The organism is Mesorhizobium sp. L48C026A00, assembly GCF_000502375.1.
GTDB classification, from domain to species: domain Bacteria; phylum Pseudomonadota; class Alphaproteobacteria; order Rhizobiales; family Rhizobiaceae; genus Mesorhizobium; species Mesorhizobium muleiense.
Map to the genome: position 1 here is coordinate 1 of NZ_AYWU01000052.1, position 15,798 is coordinate 15,798.

At 63.7% G+C, this 15,798-nt stretch carries 15 protein-coding genes, 2 pseudogenes and 1 riboswitch; of the genes and pseudogenes, 9 read left to right on the forward strand and 8 right to left on the reverse strand.

Features of this window, described 5'->3' with window-relative positions; translation table 11 throughout:
• The 4 genes and pseudogenes from X738_RS78885 to X738_RS78900 form a co-directional block, all read left to right on the forward strand.
• The coding region (locus X738_RS78885) for a hypothetical protein (protein WP_036270560.1) at positions 1-322 on the forward strand (322 nt) is incomplete at its 5' end.
• Between the two features lie 14 nt (positions 323-336).
• Positions 337-723, forward strand: coding sequence for an RNA-binding S4 domain-containing protein (locus X738_RS78890; protein WP_023803891.1), 387 nt, complete (start codon positions 337-339; stop codon positions 721-723).
• Positions 724-974: 251 nt separating this feature from the next.
• The gene (fdxA, locus tag X738_RS78895; protein WP_023803892.1) at positions 975-1,313 is read left to right on the forward strand and encodes a ferredoxin FdxA; all 339 of its coding nucleotides are present in this window, start codon (positions 975-977) and stop codon (positions 1,311-1,313) included.
• 476 nt (positions 1,314-1,789) lie between these two features.
• Positions 1,790-2,415: pseudogene (locus X738_RS78900) on the forward strand (CarD family transcriptional regulator).
• A gap of 204 nt (positions 2,416-2,619) precedes the next feature.
• Here the strand turns inward: X738_RS78900 and X738_RS78905 are convergent.
• From X738_RS78905 to X738_RS78915, 3 genes are all read right to left on the reverse strand, one after another.
• Positions 2,620-3,393 carry an amino acid ABC transporter ATP-binding protein gene (locus X738_RS78905; protein ID WP_023803895.1) on the reverse strand — a complete coding sequence of 258 codons (774 nt, stop codon included), beginning with the start codon at positions 3,391-3,393 and terminating at the stop codon, positions 2,620-2,622.
• A complete protein-coding gene (locus tag X738_RS78910; protein WP_023803896.1) occupies positions 3,390-4,070 on the reverse strand; it encodes an amino acid ABC transporter permease in 681 nt (226 codons plus the stop codon). The genes X738_RS78905 and X738_RS78910 overlap by 4 nt, the downstream gene beginning before the upstream one ends.
• Before the next feature lie 161 nt (positions 4,071-4,231).
• Complete coding sequence (locus X738_RS78915; RefSeq protein WP_023803897.1) at positions 4,232-5,005, reverse strand: amino acid ABC transporter substrate-binding protein; 774 nt, start codon at positions 5,003-5,005, stop codon at positions 4,232-4,234.
• A 345-nt stretch (positions 5,006-5,350) separates the two neighbouring features.
• Here X738_RS78915 and X738_RS78920 point away from each other — a divergent pair, with 345 nt between their 5' ends.
• Positions 5,351-6,214 carry an RNA polymerase factor sigma-32 gene (locus tag X738_RS78920; RefSeq protein WP_031257058.1) on the forward strand — a complete coding sequence of 288 codons (864 nt, stop codon included), beginning with the start codon at positions 5,351-5,353 and terminating at the stop codon, positions 6,212-6,214.
• Between the two features lie 230 nt (positions 6,215-6,444).
• On the opposite strand, the gene X738_RS78925 is transcribed toward X738_RS78920, so the two are convergent.
• The 4 genes from X738_RS78925 to thiB form a co-directional block, all read right to left on the reverse strand.
• Positions 6,445-7,872, reverse strand: coding sequence for a M48 family metalloprotease (locus X738_RS78925; protein WP_051408008.1), 1,428 nt, complete (start codon positions 7,870-7,872; stop codon positions 6,445-6,447).
• A gap of 291 nt (positions 7,873-8,163) precedes the next feature.
• Positions 8,164-8,934 (reverse strand): thiamine ABC transporter ATP-binding protein, encoded by a 771-nt coding sequence (thiQ, locus tag X738_RS78930; protein WP_023803900.1) that lies wholly within the window; start codon positions 8,932-8,934, stop codon positions 8,164-8,166.
• Positions 8,931-10,550 (reverse strand): thiamine/thiamine pyrophosphate ABC transporter permease, encoded by a 1,620-nt coding sequence (gene thiP / locus X738_RS78935; protein ID WP_023803901.1) that lies wholly within the window; start codon positions 10,548-10,550, stop codon positions 8,931-8,933. Before thiP ends, thiQ begins: the two co-directional genes overlap by 4 nt.
• 255 nt (positions 10,551-10,805) lie before the next feature.
• Positions 10,806-11,819: a thiamine ABC transporter substrate binding subunit gene (thiB, locus tag X738_RS78940; protein ID WP_023803902.1), complete on the reverse strand. Its 1,014-nt coding sequence runs from the start codon at positions 11,817-11,819 to the stop codon at positions 10,806-10,808.
• A gap of 43 nt (positions 11,820-11,862) precedes the next feature.
• Positions 11,863-11,976: riboswitch (TPP riboswitch) on the reverse strand.
• Between the two features lie 102 nt (positions 11,977-12,078).
• Between thiB and X738_RS78945 the strand changes: the two genes are divergently transcribed.
• From X738_RS78945 to X738_RS78960, 4 genes are all read left to right on the forward strand, one after another.
• Positions 12,079-12,723 carry a thiamine diphosphokinase gene (locus X738_RS78945; RefSeq protein ID WP_023803904.1) on the forward strand — a complete coding sequence of 215 codons (645 nt, stop codon included), beginning with the start codon at positions 12,079-12,081 and terminating at the stop codon, positions 12,721-12,723.
• A 1-nt stretch (position 12,724) separates the two neighbouring features.
• On the forward strand, positions 12,725-14,545 hold the full coding sequence (locus X738_RS78950) for an ABC-F family ATP-binding cassette domain-containing protein (RefSeq protein WP_023803905.1): 1,821 nt from the start codon (positions 12,725-12,727) through the stop codon (positions 14,543-14,545).
• A 63-nt stretch (positions 14,546-14,608) separates the two neighbouring features.
• Complete coding sequence (locus X738_RS78955) at positions 14,609-14,851, forward strand: type II toxin-antitoxin system CcdA family antitoxin (protein WP_036270561.1); 243 nt, start codon at positions 14,609-14,611, stop codon at positions 14,849-14,851.
• Entirely contained in the window at positions 14,851-15,150 is a 300-nt protein-coding gene (locus X738_RS78960; RefSeq protein WP_023803907.1) for a CcdB family protein, read from the forward strand. Before X738_RS78955 ends, X738_RS78960 begins: the two co-directional genes overlap by 1 nt.
• A 26-nt stretch (positions 15,151-15,176) precedes the next feature.
• Here X738_RS78960 and X738_RS78965 read toward each other — a convergent pair.
• Positions 15,177-15,798, reverse strand: a pseudogene (locus tag X738_RS78965) (hypothetical protein); the annotation flags it as partial.

A 15,798-nucleotide genomic window follows, 5' to 3' on the forward strand; every position in this document is an offset into this window, starting at 1 on the left:
CGGCGCTCCAGGCGACCGGCCCGCCCGTGAAGGACGCCGCGACGGCGACGGCGCCGGCAAGCCGCGCTTCGACCGCAGCAAGTTCAAGCCCAAGCCCCAGGGCGAGCCAGGCGAACGGCGCGACGGCAAGCCGCAGGGCGAACGTCCCGATCGTCGCGAAGGCCGGCCCGACTGGAAAGGCGGCAGGCCGGACGGCAAGGGTGGCGCGCCTGGTGGAAAGCCCGCGTTCCAGCCGAAGCCTCGCGAGGAGCGTCCGGTGCGCTTCGACCCGGATTCCCCCTTCGCCAAGCTCGCCGCGTTGCGCGACCACCTGAAGAAGTAAGTTCGTTCGCTCCGATGGTCACTGATGCCCGCCAGCGCATCGACAAATGGCTGTTCTTTTCGCGTGCGGTGAAATCGCGCTCGCTGGCGGCGAAGCTGGTGGTGGCCGGACGCGTTCGCATCAATCGCGACAAAGCAGCGCAGGCGTCCGATCTGGTCCGCCTCGGCGACGTCCTGACCATCACTCTCGAGCGGCGCATCTTCGTCTGGAAGGTGCTCGGCACCGGCAGCCGGCGCGGTCCCGCCGAGGAAGCGCGCTTGCTCTACGAGGATATCTCGCCACCGCCGACGCCAAAGGGCGAGGCCGTTGCCGATGCGATCCCCGCACTGCGCGATGCCGGCAGCGGCCGCCCGACCAAGAAGGAACGCCGGGAGACCGACCGGCTGCTCGGCGACGACTGACGCATAACCGGCTTTCGTCGCATCGCCGGCAGGAAATCCATTCCGGAAACACCGGCATCACGCGCAATGGCTGCCCTTGCAAGCGGCAGGCAAAGACGTTACCTCACCAAGAAAGCCTACCGCATCGGCCCACAAATCGATATCGATTTTCCAAGAGCACGATGCGTGGATTCAAAGTGTTAGAGTGTACCTTATGCGTCCGATTGGACGCCACGTCGCCCTGATAGAACGGGACGTCCCGGAGCCGACCGATGACCTATGTCGTGACCGATAATTGCATAAAATGCAAATACATGGACTGCATCGAGGTCTGTCCGGTCGACTGTTTTTATGAGGGCGAGAACATGCTCGTCATTCATCCCGACGAGTGCATCGACTGTGGCGTCTGTGAACCGGAATGCCCGGCCGACGCGATCAAGCCGGACACCGAGCCAGGGCTCGACAAATGGCTGCAGATCAACACCGAATACGCCGATAAATGGCCCAATATCACCGCCAAGAAGGAGCCTCCGGCCGACGCCAAGTCCTTCGATGGCGAGGCCGGCAAGTTCGAAAAATATTTTTCTCCCGAGCCCGGGCAGGGTGACTAGCGCTCGAACGCGAAAATCGAAATCGATTTTCGGAAGGACCATGCGCCAGATCAAAGTGTCACATCGTCCTTGCGCGTCCAAAACGGGCGCGTGGCACCGTAACGGCGACGCCGGTTTGATCGGCATCACGCGTGCTGACAGGCACCGCACGTTAACTGCCTTGACAGGCGGAGATCGCGCTTGACCTTCGCGCGTGCAGCAAAACCTTGATTCTTCCGACTTTTTGTGCTACACGAACCAAACATGCCGGTGACACAACGTCGATTTATGGCGCAAACGCCCCAAATCACTGAAAGGTGAATTTTTCAATCCGGACCAGAGTGATCTGGGGCAGGCAGTCGCGACTATGCGATTTGCCGCCCTCGGCTTTTCCGGTGGGTTCGTAGTTGTGCGGCTAACGATCGGTACCCGATCGCGCGAGTTCGACCGGCAGAATGCCGGTTCCACACCAAGGAGTTCATGGCGTAATGGCAACAATCACCCCGCAGAAGAAGTCCAGCGCAGCGCGTCACGGTTTTAAGACGGGCGAGTACATCGTCTATCCGGCGCATGGCGTCGGCCAGATCGTCTCGATCGACGAGCAGGAAGTTGCGGGCCACAAGCTGGAACTGTTCGTCATCGACTTCCAGAAGGACAAGATGCGTCTGAAGGTTCCGGTCGCCAAGGCGACNTCTGGTATCTGTTCGCCACTTTCTTCATCAAGGTTCCGGTCGCCAAGGCGACCTCCATCGGCATGCGCAAGCTGTCGGAAGAGGATTACGTCGATCGCGCGCTGAAGGTCGTGCAGGGCCGCGCCCGCGTCAAGCGCACCATGTGGTCGCGCCGCGCCCAGGAATATGATGCGAAGATCAATTCTGGCGACCTGATCTCGATCTCGGAAGTTGTGCGCGACCTCTACCGCGCCGACAATCAGCCGGAGCAGTCCTATTCCGAACGCCAGCTTTATGAGGCGGCACTCGACCGCATGGCGCGCGAGATCGCGGCCGTCAACCGCATGTCGGAAACCGAAGCAGTGCGCCTCATTGAGGTGAACCTCAACAAGGGACCGAAGCGCGGCGCCAAGGCCGACAACGAAGAAGCCGAGCAGGAAGAAGCAGCCTGAGCGCTTCTCGCCTTAATTTGGAAAAACCCGGCCTCGCGCCGGGTTTTTTATTCCTAAGCTCGTCGCGTTTGACTGGATTCATGCGACGCGCTTTAGGTTGTTGTTGTTGTTGTTGTTATGCATGTCGTGATCGCAAAACCACCGCGCGCCCTGCGTTAGTGATCGTCACCCCAAAACCGCTACGCACTTCGTGGGCGACATGCCTTAAATTTCGCCACCGGTTTCCTTCTCTGCCTCCTGCTTCAGCGTCGCGATAAACCGCTTGGTTCGCTGGCGCTCCGGATTGCTGAACAAAACCGCGGCGGGGCCTTTCTCGACGACGCTGCCGGCGTCGAGGAACACCACCTCCTGCGCGATTTTGGAGGCGAGGCGCAAATCATGCGTCGCCATCACCATGGTGGTGCCCTCGCTGGCGAGCTGGCCGAGCACGTCGACCACCTCCTGCGCCAGTTCCGGATCGAGCGCCGAAGTCGGCTCGTCGCACAGCAGCACTTTCGGCGATGGCGCCAGCGCCCGGGCGATCGCCACGCGTTGCTGCTGGCCGCCTGACAACGTCGCCGGCCAGGCGTTGGCCTTGTGCGCCATTCCAACCTTTTCGAGCAGGGCGAGCGCCCGCTCTCGCGCTCGCCCGGCCGGCCATTTCAACACCGTCACCAGCCCCTCCATGACGTTTTCGATCGCCGTGCGGTGCGGGAACAGCTGGAAATTCTGGAACACCATGCCGGTCTGCAGCCGCAGGCGCTGGATGGCCCTGCCGGGAACCTTGCCGCCGGGGTGGAATTCAAGCGCGTCGTCGCCGATGCGCACCGTGCCCGAGGTCGGGATCTCGAGCAGGTTGATGCAGCGCAGAAGCGTGCTTTTCCCACCGCCCGAGGGGCCGACAAGGGCGGTGACGCTGCCTTCCTCGATGGTGACGGTCACGCCCTTCAGCACGAGATTGTCACCAAAACGCTTCTCGATGTCGGTGAGGCCGATCATGAGCGCGCCTCAAGGAAGCCGCCATAGCGGTTGAGCCGCTTTTCCAGGCGCGTCTGCAACGCCGACAGCACCGAGCTCAGCGCCAGATAGAGAGCCGCCGCCTCGACATAGAGGATCAGCGGCTCATAGGTGGTGGCGACGATGCGCTGCGCCGCCTGGAACATCTCCGGCACCGTGATGGCGGCGGCCAGTGATGTATCCTTGACCAGCGAGATGAAGGTGTTGGACAGCGGCGGCACCGCGACGCGGCCCGCTTGTGGAAGGATAGTGCGTCGCATCGCCTGGCCCCAGGTCATGCCGATCGAATAGGCCGCCTCCCACTGCCCCTTCGGCACCGAGCCTATGACGGCGCGGATGATCTCCGACGTATAGGCGCCGATATTGAGTGTGAAGCCGATCAACGCGGCTGAAAAGGCGTCGAGCAGGATGCCGACCGAGGGCAGGCCGTAGAAGATCAGGAAGAGCTGCACCAGAAGCGGCGTGCCACGGAAGATCCAGACATAGAAGCGGACCACGGCGACCAGCGGCTTCGGGCCGAACAGCCGGACGAGCGCTGCGACCAGTCCTACGAAGAGACCGAATGCGAACGACAGCAGCGTTAGCGGCACGGTGAAGATCAGCGCGGCCCATAGCAGCGTGGGCAACGAATCCAGCATCAATTGCAGCCAGTGCGGCACGAAAACTCTCCTTGCGAGATTGCCGCCCAAAAATCGGCCCGGCAGCATCGAGGCGCGACCATACGGTCGTCATATCACGCCAAAAGCGGCGGCCGTCAAAGACGGCTCGCCGCGATACTTGGCCGTACGGAACGGCAACCAGCCGGCTCCGGGAAATGCGCTTACTTCGAAACGTCCTGGCCGAAGTAAGTGTCGGCGATCTTCTGGTAGGTGCCGTCGGCCTTGATGTCGGCCAGCGCCCGATTGATGGCGGCGACCAGTTCCGGATCGCCCTTGCGCACGAGCACGCCGGAATAGTCTGCGTTTTCTTCCTGCGCGGCGATCTTCACGTTGGCGTCGGGCTTGTGCTTCTTGAAATCGAGGAAGGACAGGCTGTCGTTGATGGTGGCATCGGCGCGGCCGGTAAGAAGCAGCTGGATCGATTGGTCGAAACCATCGGTACCGACGAGTTCGGCGCCGTTCGCTTCGGCGAGCTTGCCGAAATTCGAGGTCAGCGACTGCGCCGCCTTCTTGCCCTTCAGGTCGGCAAAGCTCTTGATGTCGGTATTGTCGCCGCGCACGATCAGCACCGCCTTGGAAGCAATATAGGGATCGGAGAAATCATACTTGGCCTTGCGCTCCTCGGTGATGCCGACCTGGTTGATAACAGCGTCATAGCGCTCGGCGTCGAGGCCGGCGATCAGCCCATCCCATTTGCCTTCGAGGAATTCGGCCTTGACGCCGAGTCGCTCGGCGATCGCCTTGGCAATCTCGACGTCGAAGCCGACCAGCGCGCCCGAGGCATCATGATAGGTGAAGGGGGCATAGGTACCTTCCGTGCCGACCTTGAAGACACCGGCCTGCTTGATCTGATCGAGATTGGCGCCGGCATGGCCTGATGTGCCTGCCAGTACCTGCAGTGTTGCGGCGACGATAAGCGATTTGAGCCATTTCATTTTTCTGTGATCCCGTCATTGGCCGGCGTCCGGGGCCCGCGTCCGGCGCATTTGTGAGCGCCGGAAACTGACAGATGCAGCCTGGCGAAATAAGGAACCAGATTTCAAAAATGAGACACTTTCGAAATCCAATTCTCAAAACCACATCGACTCACGCCAACCGGCCGAGGAGCGACCGCCGTATCGAGCGTTCGAACAGTGCAATCCACGCGACATCAGCGGCGGAACCATTCGCGCGGGTGGCACGTTTGTTGGCTGTTGTAGGGCGCGGCGTCGCCAATTCAACCACGATGCCAGCTCAGGGGCGAGCGAACGCACCGCAACGCCCGGAACAGGGAGCGTGGCATGATGGAAGATACGGCAGGGCGAACCATGGTCCGCGCGGCGATGAAAGCCCCCTATCTCGAGCGCGACGAGGAGCATGTTCTCGCGCTGCGCTGGAAGGAAAACAACGACCAGCAGGCACTGCACCAAATCGCCATGGCGCATATGCGGCTGGTTATTTCCATGGCCTCGAAGTTCCGCCACTATGGCCTGCCCCTCGGCGACCTGGTGCAGGAAGGCCATGTCGGCCTGCTGGAGGCAGCGGCCCGTTTCGAACCGGAGCGCGAGGTGCGGTTTTCGACCTATGCGACATGGTGGATCCGTGCCTCGATGCAGGACTATATCCTGCGCAACTGGTCGATCGTGCGCGGCGGCACCAGTTCGGCGCAAAAGGCGCTGTTCTTCAATTTGCGGCGCCTGCGCGCCCGCTTGGCGAACGGTGCCGAGCCGATCTCGAACACCTCGCTCTACCGCGAGGTGTCGGTGGCGCTCGGCGTCTCCGAGGCGGATGTGGCGATGATGGACTCGCGCCTTTCGGCCCCGGACAGTTCGCTCAACCAGCCGCTCGCCGACGATGCGGGCCCCACCGAGCGAATGGATTTCCTGGTTTCGGACGATCCTTTGCCGGACGAAGTCGTGGGCGACACGATCGATGTCGAACGCCGCTCTATCTGGCTGAAAACCGCGCTCGGCGCGCTCAATGCCCGCGAGCTCAGGATCATCGAGGAACGCCGGCTGAGCGACGAGGGCGCGACGCTCGAAGCCCTCGGCGAGGCGCTTGGCATCTCCAAGGAACGCGTCCGCCAGATCGAGGCACGCGCCATGGAAAAGCTCAAGATAGCGCTGGTGAAGCAAAACCCCGAGTTTCTGGCGACCGCCGCCTAGGGTGTGTTGCGATTCAGGTTAGGACGAGTCGGAGTCGAACACGGGCGCGAAGCGACCAAACCAGGTGGTTTCCGAGAACCGGAGCGGAGCGTACATAAAGTACGTGAGCACCGGCCTACGCCGGCCGTAGCCTTACTGCCGCGACCGCTCATGAGTGCTCCGGCCGGCGAAGGTCGGAAGCGCAGGAAATTGCCGTTTGCGGGCCGGCATCACCTGAATATCGACACACCCTATCTGTCGGTGATGATCTTGACCTTGTCGCCGGCCGAAACGGCTGCGCCGGGCGACATTGCATTGAGCACCCTGAACAGGTCGAGCTTGCGGTCGACGCCGACCATCTGCGCCGCGAGCGAACCCATGGTCTGTCCGGGCCGGACCGTGACGACGCGGATATGCAGCGGCTTCAGCGCTGCTTTTTCGGCCGCGCTCAAGATCCGGAACGAGCCGCTGACCGAGCGCGCCACCGCGTCCAGCGAGGTGCTGGCGGAGGGGGCTGCCGTCAGCAGCCGGTAGACCTGGCCGCCGGCGCGGATCACCGCGATGCCGAACTGCCAGCCCTCGGCGCTGGCATGCGCCGTCGCCGCCTCGTTGCCGTTGATTGTTTCCTGGCGCACGCTGCTTTGGTCGAGACCGGCCACCCAGCCGCTGCGGAGGTAGTCGGTCAGCGATCGGTTCCTGTCGATCGAGACGCCGTCGAAGCGGATCGCTATGTCGCCCGGCCCGGTTGCCGTCACCGCCGCGGCCGAGTTGTCGATGATGAAGCCGTCGGGCACCGAGAACGACACGCCGAGCCCCGGATGCAGGAAGGTTTCGCCACGCACATAGCCTTCCTCCGGCGTGTCGCCATAGAGCAGCCCGTCTATGCCGGCGAGGAAGGCGTCGCGGTCGCGCGTGCCGACGCCGGGCGCGCCGAACTGGCGGGCATGGCGCTGCGCCAGATCGATGCGTTGCGGCGTGTTCGGGTGCGTTGCCAGGAAGTCGAGGCTGGCGTCGGTGGCGCCGCTGATCGAGCGGAAATCGGTGTAGGCCGACATGGACTGCAGGAAGCGGCCGGCGGCAAACGGATCGAAGCCCGCCTCGCCGATCGACTTGATGCCGATGCCGTCGGCCTCCAGCTCCTGATTGCGCGAGAACTGGGCAAGCCGCAGCTTGCCGCGGATCAGTGCCGCCTTGGCGGTCGGGCTGTCGCCGAGCACATCCGAGACGACTTTTGTCGCTAAGCCTTCCTCGGCCTCGAGTTGCTGGCGCTGCAAGCCGTGGTTTGCAGTGACATGGCCCATCTCATGCGCGATGACCGCGGCGAGCTCGGCCGAATCGTTGGCCAGCGCCAACAGGCCGCGCGTGATGTAGAGATAGCCGCCAGGCAATGCGAAAGCGTTGACGTTGGGCGAATTGAGGATCGTGATGCGGTAGGTCTGGCTCGGGTTGGCCGAAACCACCGTCAGGCTGCCGACGACTTTGGCGACCATGCGCTCGAGCTTGGGATCGGAATATTCGCCGCCATAGGTCGCGAGGATGCGCGGATGCTGCGCCTTGGCCATTTCGGCGACCTTGCTGTTGGCGGCAACATTGTCGACGGTGACCGGTTTGCTGGAAGGCTGGAAGCCGGATTCCTGAACGTCCGGAGGCGTGAACATCTGGCAGCTTGCCAACGCCATGGCAAAGCCGGCCAGCGCCAGAAAGCGCGCCAGCGGTTTCCTTCTCACTCTGTCTGTGCCGGTCGGCAGAACAGCTTCCTTTCGGCTCTCAGCACATGGCCCGAAAATCGGGCATCGATTTTCAGATCATGCGAAAAATCAACTGCCACAGCGTCCTTCGAGCCCACGAGCGCGGATGGCACCGTAGTGGCAAATCACAACCTATGCCGGACCAGTATCGGAGGACCTAGCCACACTACTTTGACCATGGCAAGCAAACGCCACATCGCCTGAAGCCGGTTTGGCCGTAAATTATGTCCGCTTCCGGGCAACATCTCGTGATCCTGCGCCAAACGGACCTGCACCGATATAGCGCCGGAAGGCTTCCGGTCCAGCCTTGGTAAAAAAATCGGCGACAGTCCCGGTTGCGGCAACCGTGCCATTGTCCAGGAACACCATGTCCTGGCCGATACGGTGGGCGTCCTCCGGCTGATGGGTGACGAACAGCACCGTCGTGCGCCGCTCCGCTTGGAGGTCGGCTACCAGATCGAGCATGTCGTCGCGCAAGGCCGGTCCGAGCGAGGCGAACGGTTCGTCGAGCAAGAGCACCGGCCGGTCGCGCACCAGGACGCGGGCGAGCGCGACGCGCTGCCGCTCGCCGCCGGAGAGTTCCCGCGGCAGGCGCTGCTGCTTGCCGGCAAGGCCGACGCGCTTGAACGCCCCGGCGATTGCAGCGTGGTCGGCCTCGGTCAGCTTGAGCGACGGCGAGCGGCCAAGGCCGACATTTCGTTCGACCGAAAGATGGGCGAAGAGATTGTTTTCCTGGAACACCATCGACACTGGCCGCGCCGAAGGCGGTTTGCCGCCGACGTCGCCGCCACCGATCAGCACGCGGCCCGATTGCGGCGTCTCGAAGCCGGCCACCAGGTTGAGCAGCGTCGATTTTCCCGAGCCGCTCGGCCCCATGATGGCGGTGATCTTCGAGGCGGCGAACTCGACATCGAATAAAAACGGCGCTTCGCCATAGCTGAACGAAGCCTTTTCCAGCCGCACAGCCGTACCGTTTTCGCTGTTGAGCATCATGATCTTTCTCCCCGTCCCAGCCAGTCCGCGGCCAGGACAAGCGCGAGACAGACTAGGCCGAGCAGCAATGCCAGGCCGGCCGCGTCCATCGTGCGGTAGCTGCCCATGCGGGCCAGCAAGAGATAAGGCAGCGTCTGCAGGGAGTCGCTGCCAAACAGGGCAATGACGCCGAGATCGCCGAGCGACAAAGCCATCGCGAACGCGAAGCCGGTGGCGAGCGGCCGCCGCAGCGACGGCCAGTCGACCAGCCGAAAACGGCTCCAGCCCGAAATGCCAAGCAGCAGACAGAGCCGTTCGTGACGTTCACTCGCCGCATCATAGCCGGGGCGAATGGCGCGGATGGCAAACGGCATCGCCATCACCCCATTGACGGCGACGACCATGACAGGGGCGATGGCAAAGACGTCGCTGACCGAACGCAGCAGCAGGAACCAGCCGGCGCCTATGACGACGGGCGGCACGACGAGGACGAAGCCGGCGCCGGTATCGGTGGCGTATTCGAGCAGCGTCCCGGCGCCGACGCGACGCCTCAAGGCCAGTGCCCGTCGTGCCATGACCAGCGACAGCGACAGCGCCACTGCGAGCAGCGCCGCCAGCAAGGCGAGCACGGCGCTGGTCAGCGCCGCTTGCCGCACCGCGCTCTCGCCCGCCAGCCGGCCGAGATCGGCGCCAAGGCCTGACGTCACCGTGGCCGCCATCGGCCCGGCGACGAACAGCAAAGCGAGGGTGATCAATGCTGCGTTCAGCACGGTCTCGGCGGCGCCGGCCGAAAGATAGCGGCGCGAAGCCGCCGGCAGGTTGGCGTCGCCGACGGTATTGGCGCCGAGCCGCATCAATGCCAGCACGACGACGAAGGTCAGCGCGATCTGCAGCACTGTCAGCGTCACCGCGCGGGCAGGATCGAAATCGAAACGCAGCGCCTGGTAGATGGCGACCTCCAGCGTCGTCGCACGCGGCCCGCCGCCCAGCGTGAGTACGATGGTAAAGGATGTGATGCAGAGCATGAAGACAAGCCCGGCGACGCCCGGCAGCGCCGCGCGCAGCGTCGGCCATTCAATCAGCCGGAAGGCGGGCCTGGCGCCCATGCCGAGTTGGCTCGCCAGCCGCCACTGGTCGGCCGGCACTGTCGCAAGCGCTTCGAGGAACAGCCGCGTCGCCAGCGGCAGATTGAAGAAGACATGGGCGACGAGGATGCCGGACAGGCCGTATATGCCCGGCCAGCCCTGACCGCCGATCGCGCTGAGCACGCCGGCAAAATAGCCTGCACGGCCATAGAGTGCCAGAATCCCGAGTGCTGCGACGATGGCCGGCAGCGCGAGCGGCACGGCGAAGAGCTGCAGGATCAGGCCGCGACCAAAGAAGCGCGGATGCCGCGACAGCGCCCGCGCCACGAACAGCGCTGGCACGACGGAGAGCAGTGTCGACAGCAATGCCTGCCACAACGTGAATCGGGCGACGCGGAAGAGGGAGGAATCGAAGGCCGACGCGGCGCCGGACGGATCGCGGGCGCCTTCGACGATGAGCCCGGCGAACGCGCCGCCGATCAGCAGCGCAACAGCGGCAAGCGCGATGGTGCCGGCGGTGATGCGGGGATCTCTACGATGGCCAGTGTGCATTCCGCGCTGCCCAACTTAACGGCGGGCGCTGAAAGATGGGATGTGGCTGAGGTCGAGTTCCCGCCCACCCCCCTCTGGCCTGCCGGCCATCTCCCCCACAAGGGGGGAGATTAGAAGCTTCACCCTCGCCTCAATCCTTCGACTGTTGCGATTGGCGAAAGCGGAAGTGACATCCGATCTCCCCCCTGGAGGGGGAGATGGCCGGCAGGCCAGAGGGGGGTGGCGTGGAGCGAACACCATGCAGAAATCTAAGTCCTACTTGCTCATCACCGACAGCCATTCGTCGACCCAGGCCTTGCGGTTGGCGGCGACCTCTTCGGGGCTTAACAGCAACGTCTTGGTTGGCTTGTCGAGCTTGTCGAAAGCCGGATTGAGCGGCTTCTCGGTCTTGCCTGCAGGGAACATCCAGTTGGTCTCGGGAATGACATCCTGGAATTTCGGCCCGGTCATGAAAGTCAGGAACTGTTTCGCCAACGGGTTCTTCGCACCTGATTTGGTGATGCCGGCAACCTCGATCTGCAGATACGCGCCCTCGTCGAAGGACGCTGCCTGATAGCGTTGGGTGTTTTCGGCGACCATGTGATAGGCCGGCGACGTGGTATAGGACAGCACCATCGGCGCCTCGCCCTTGGTGAACAGGCCGTAGGCCTCGCTCCAGCCCGGCGTCACGGTGAGCACCTTTGCCTTAAGCTTGGCCCAGGCTTCGGGCGCCTTGTCGCCATAAACCGACTTCACCCACAACAGCAGGCCGAGACCGGGCGTCGAGGTGCGCGGATCCTGAATGACGATCTTTTCATCGGCATTGCCCTCGACCAATTCCTTCAGGCTTTTCGGGGGCGTCTTCAGCTTTTCGGTGTCGTAGACGACGGCGAAATAGCCATAGTCGAACGGCACGAAAATATCGTCGCTCCAGCCGCCCGGCACCTTGACGTCGATGACGGCACCATGCGGCGAAAACAGGCCGGTGGCCTTGGCTTCCGCCGTCAGATTGGTGTCGAGGCCGAGCACGATGTCGGCCTTGGTCGCGGCCCCTTCCAGCCTGACGCGGTTGAGCAGGGCGACGCCGTCGGCGACCGCGACGAATTCGAGAATACAGCCGCATTCGGCCTCGAACGCCTTCTTGACCGCCGGGCCTGGACCCCATTCGGCGGTGAAGCTCTCATAGGTATAGACGGTGAGTTTTTCCTGCGCGGATGCCGGCCCGGTGCCGGCGAGAACGGTCGCCGCGAGCAGCACTGCCGGAACAAGTGTGTATAAAAACGTGCGCATCGGCGCCTCCCTCGTTGGCGTTGAAGGGAATTGAGGCGTCGGGTTGTCCGAAACGTCTAATCCCTCCGCCGGTACAAACCGGATCAGGTTCAGCGGGTTGGCAGGTTGCCTCTCAGCCGGTCCGCGAAGATCGCGTCCAGCACCCCGTTAGAGCGCTTCGACACATAGGCCCGGCCCATCTGCGGCGCAAGCGGAAGTTTGCCTGGCATCCAGACCGCGGCCTTCCGTTTCGCAAGCAGGGCTGGTAAGGGCCACGCATATGAGCAAATTCACCATCCTGCTTGGCGGCGACCTTATCCGCACGCCGCTGCTCGACCGCCAGGTCGAAGGCACGCGTGTCATCGCCGCCGACGCCGGCATCAGCCATGCCCGGACTCTGCGCCTGACGCCGGAACTCTGGGTCGGCGACTTCGATTCGGTGCCGGCGGATTTGCCGGACGAGCTCGCCGCCGTGCCGCGCCAGGTGTTTCCGGCAGAAAAGGACAAGACCGACGGCGAACTGGCTATCGCCGCCGCGCTCGAACGCGGCGCGACCAGCCTCGTGCTCGCCGGCGCGTTCGGCGGCAAGCGCACCGACCACGCCTTCCTGCACCTGGCGCTCGGCGTCCGGCTGGCCGAGGCAGGGACAGAGGTGCTTTTGACCAGTGGCGCACAGGAAGGCGTGCCCTTGCTTCCCGGAAAGGCCGGCTTCGACTACGCCGACGGCACGCTGTTTTCGATTCTCGGCTTCTCCGACCTTGCCGGTCTGACCGTGACCGGCGCCAAATGGCCGCTGAACCATGTCGAGGTGGCGTTCGGCTCGTCGCTGACCATTTCCAACGAGGTCAAGGGCCGGCTCGAAGTCGCGCTGGGCAGCGGCCGCGCGCTGTTGCTCGCCCATCCATTCCCCCTACCTGAAAGCTGACATGGCGCCGCCGCTTCTCAATCTCGACGGGATAAAACTGACCTTCGGTGGCACGCCGCTGCTCGACGGGACGGAACTGACGGCGTCGGCGGGCGACAAGATCGCTCTGGTCGGCCGCAACGGCTCGGGCAAGTCGACGTTGCTGAAGATCGCTGCGGGATTGATCGAGCCGCAGGATGGCGAGGTGTTCCGCCAGCCTTCGGCAACAGTGCGCTACCTGCCGCAAATGCCCGACATGGATGGTTTCGCCAGCGTCCGCGCCTATGTCGAGGCGGGTCTCGGACCCGCCGACGATCCCTACCGCGCCACCTATCTGATGGAGCATCTCGGCCTGTCCGGCGAGGAACGGCCGAACGATCTCTCCGGCGGCGAAGCCCGCCGTGCTGCCCTGGCCCGCGTCATGGCGCCGGAGCCCGACATTCTCCTCCTCGATGAGCCGACCAACCATCTCGACCTGTCGGTCATCGAATGGCTGGAGGAGGAGCTTGCCCGCACCTCTTCGGCGCTGATCGTCATCTCGCACGACCGCCGCTTCCTCGAGCGCGTGTCGCGCGCCACCGTCTGGCTCGATCGTGGCCAGACCCGCAGGCTGGACAAGGGTTTTGGCCATTTCGAGGAATGGCGCGACACCGTGCTGGAAGAAGAAGAGCGCGATCAGCACAAGCTTGGCCGCCAGATCGTGCGCGAGGAGCACTGGTTGCGCTATGGCGTGACGGCAAGGCGCAAGCGCAACATGCGCCGGCTCGGCGAACTGCAGACCATGCGCCAGCGCTTTCGCGGCCATCGCGGCGCCGAGGGTGCGGCGACCATGGTGGCCAGCGACGCCGCCGAATCCGGCAAGCTGGTGATCGAGGCCAGGAACATCGAGAAGAGCTTTGGCGACCTCACCGTGGTCAGGGGTTTCTCGACCCGCATCCAGCGCGGTGACCGCGTTGGCCTGGTCGGCCCGAACGGCGTCGGCAAGTCGACGCTGCTGAAGATGCTGACCGGCGAATTGAAGCCGGACTCAGGCACGGTGCGACTCGGCACCAATCTGGAGATCGCCACGCTCGACCAGAAACGCGAGGCGGTCGACCCGCAAGAGACGCTGGCGCAGTATCTCACCGACGGCCGCGGCGAGAACCTTGTCATCAACGGCGAGCAGCGCCACGTCGTCTCCTACATGAAGGACTTTTTGTTCAAGCCGGAACAGGCGCGCACGCCGGTGCGCGAGCTTTCGGGCGGCGAGCGGGCGCGGCTGCTGCTCGCCCGTGTGCTGGCGCGGCCGGCAAATCTTTTGGTGCTGGACGAGCCGACCAACGATCTCGACATGGAGACGCTGGAACTGCTGCAGGAACTGGTCGCCGGTTTTGCCGGCACCGTCATCCTGGTCAGCCACGACCGCGATTTCCTCGACCGCACGGTGACCAGCCTGATCGCGCCGGAAGGCGGCGGCCGCTGGATCGAATATGCCGGCGGCTATTCCGACATGCTGGCGCAGCGCGGCGGCACCAGGCTGGACGACCGCAAGGCACGGCCGAAGGCCGAGACGAGTGAAGTGGCGGCGGCAGCCAGGACCGAGGCAACTGCGCCGAAGGGCCCGGCGAAAAAACTGTCGTTCAAGCAGAAATTCGCGCTGGAATCGCTGCCCAAGAAGATCGACGCGGTGACCGCCTCGATATCACGGCTGGAGGACAATATCGCCGACCCGGCCTATTACGAGCGCGACCCGGCCTCATTCCAGAAGACCATCGCCGCGCTCGACAAGGAGCGCGCCACGCTGGCAGCGCTCGAGTCGGAATGGCTGGAACTTGAAATGCTGCGCGAGGAGATGGAGGGGTAGACGCTTCGCCGTTGCTCCAACACGACAATGCGCATACATTATGCGCATTCTGCGGAGGTTATCATGCGAAAGATAGCTATGAATGCGGTTCGTCAGCCGGCAAATCTGTCGATCGACTCAAAGCTCATGAAGGAAGCCAAGGGACTCGATGTGAATGTCTCGCGCGCCGCCGAAGCCGGTATCGCAGAGGCGGTGACTGCCGAAAAAGCCCGACTATGGAAACTTGAGAATCGCGCCACAATAGAAGCGTGGAACGAATACGTCGAAAAGCACGGTATTCCGTTGGAAGAACATCGGCAGTTCTGATGGCACGCTATGATGTCTTCGCGGGTCGGGTCGAAGGCAGCTATTTGCTGGACGTCCAATCCGACCTGCTCGACGATTTTAAAACACGGGTGGTGATCCCGCTGCTCCCGACAACAATGACGCCGCCGCCGATGCGAAAGCTCCATCCCCTCGTCGAGATCAATGGGCGAAAATTGGTTGTGGCCACCCATCTGATCGCCACGGTTCCGGCAAAGGAATTGGGCGAAAGTCGACTGAATATCTCCAGGCATCACGACGACATCGTGGCCGCGCTCGACATGCTGTTCCAGGGCTTCTGAGCCGAAGGGAGGCTGGTGAGCCGGCCTCAGCCCGCCTCTTTTGTTTGCCAGGCCTTCAGCGCCTCGTCGAACACCTTCTCGCCGGGAATGCCCTTTTCCATGGTGAGCAGCGCCCGCCGTCCGGTCTTGTAGACGACCGGCACGTCGATCCATTTCTGGCCCCGCAGCAGGGTCAGATTGGCGTCTTCGTCCGGCTTTGTGTCGTTGAGAGCCACCAGGAAGAAGCCGTCGGCGATCTTGGCCGGGATGCCGATCAGTGGACTGCCGGCATCCTGTTCAGAGCCCTTCATGGCGACGCGCAGGATGTTGTCGACACCGCCGCCGTCGAAACCATCGGGCGTCAGGAAAATCATCTCGATGATGTGGCTGGCCGGCAGCGTCTGGTCGGTGTTGCGGCGGATGGTCATGCGCAACTGCACGTCCTTGCCCGGAATGCTCGCCTCGGCGCGGATTGCCGGCTCGGGCGGCAGATTGCCGCCGGGCGATTCCTGCACCAGCGACCAGACGATGCTGCCGGGCTCGGCCGAGCCTTGCGCGGTGCTGGTGCGCTCCTCGTAGAAGATCGCCTTCTGGCCGACCGCCAGCGCGGTTTCCGCAGGCGCGGCTGTCGGTGCCGCACCCGGCGCGGCACCCGGGGCCGGCGCCGCC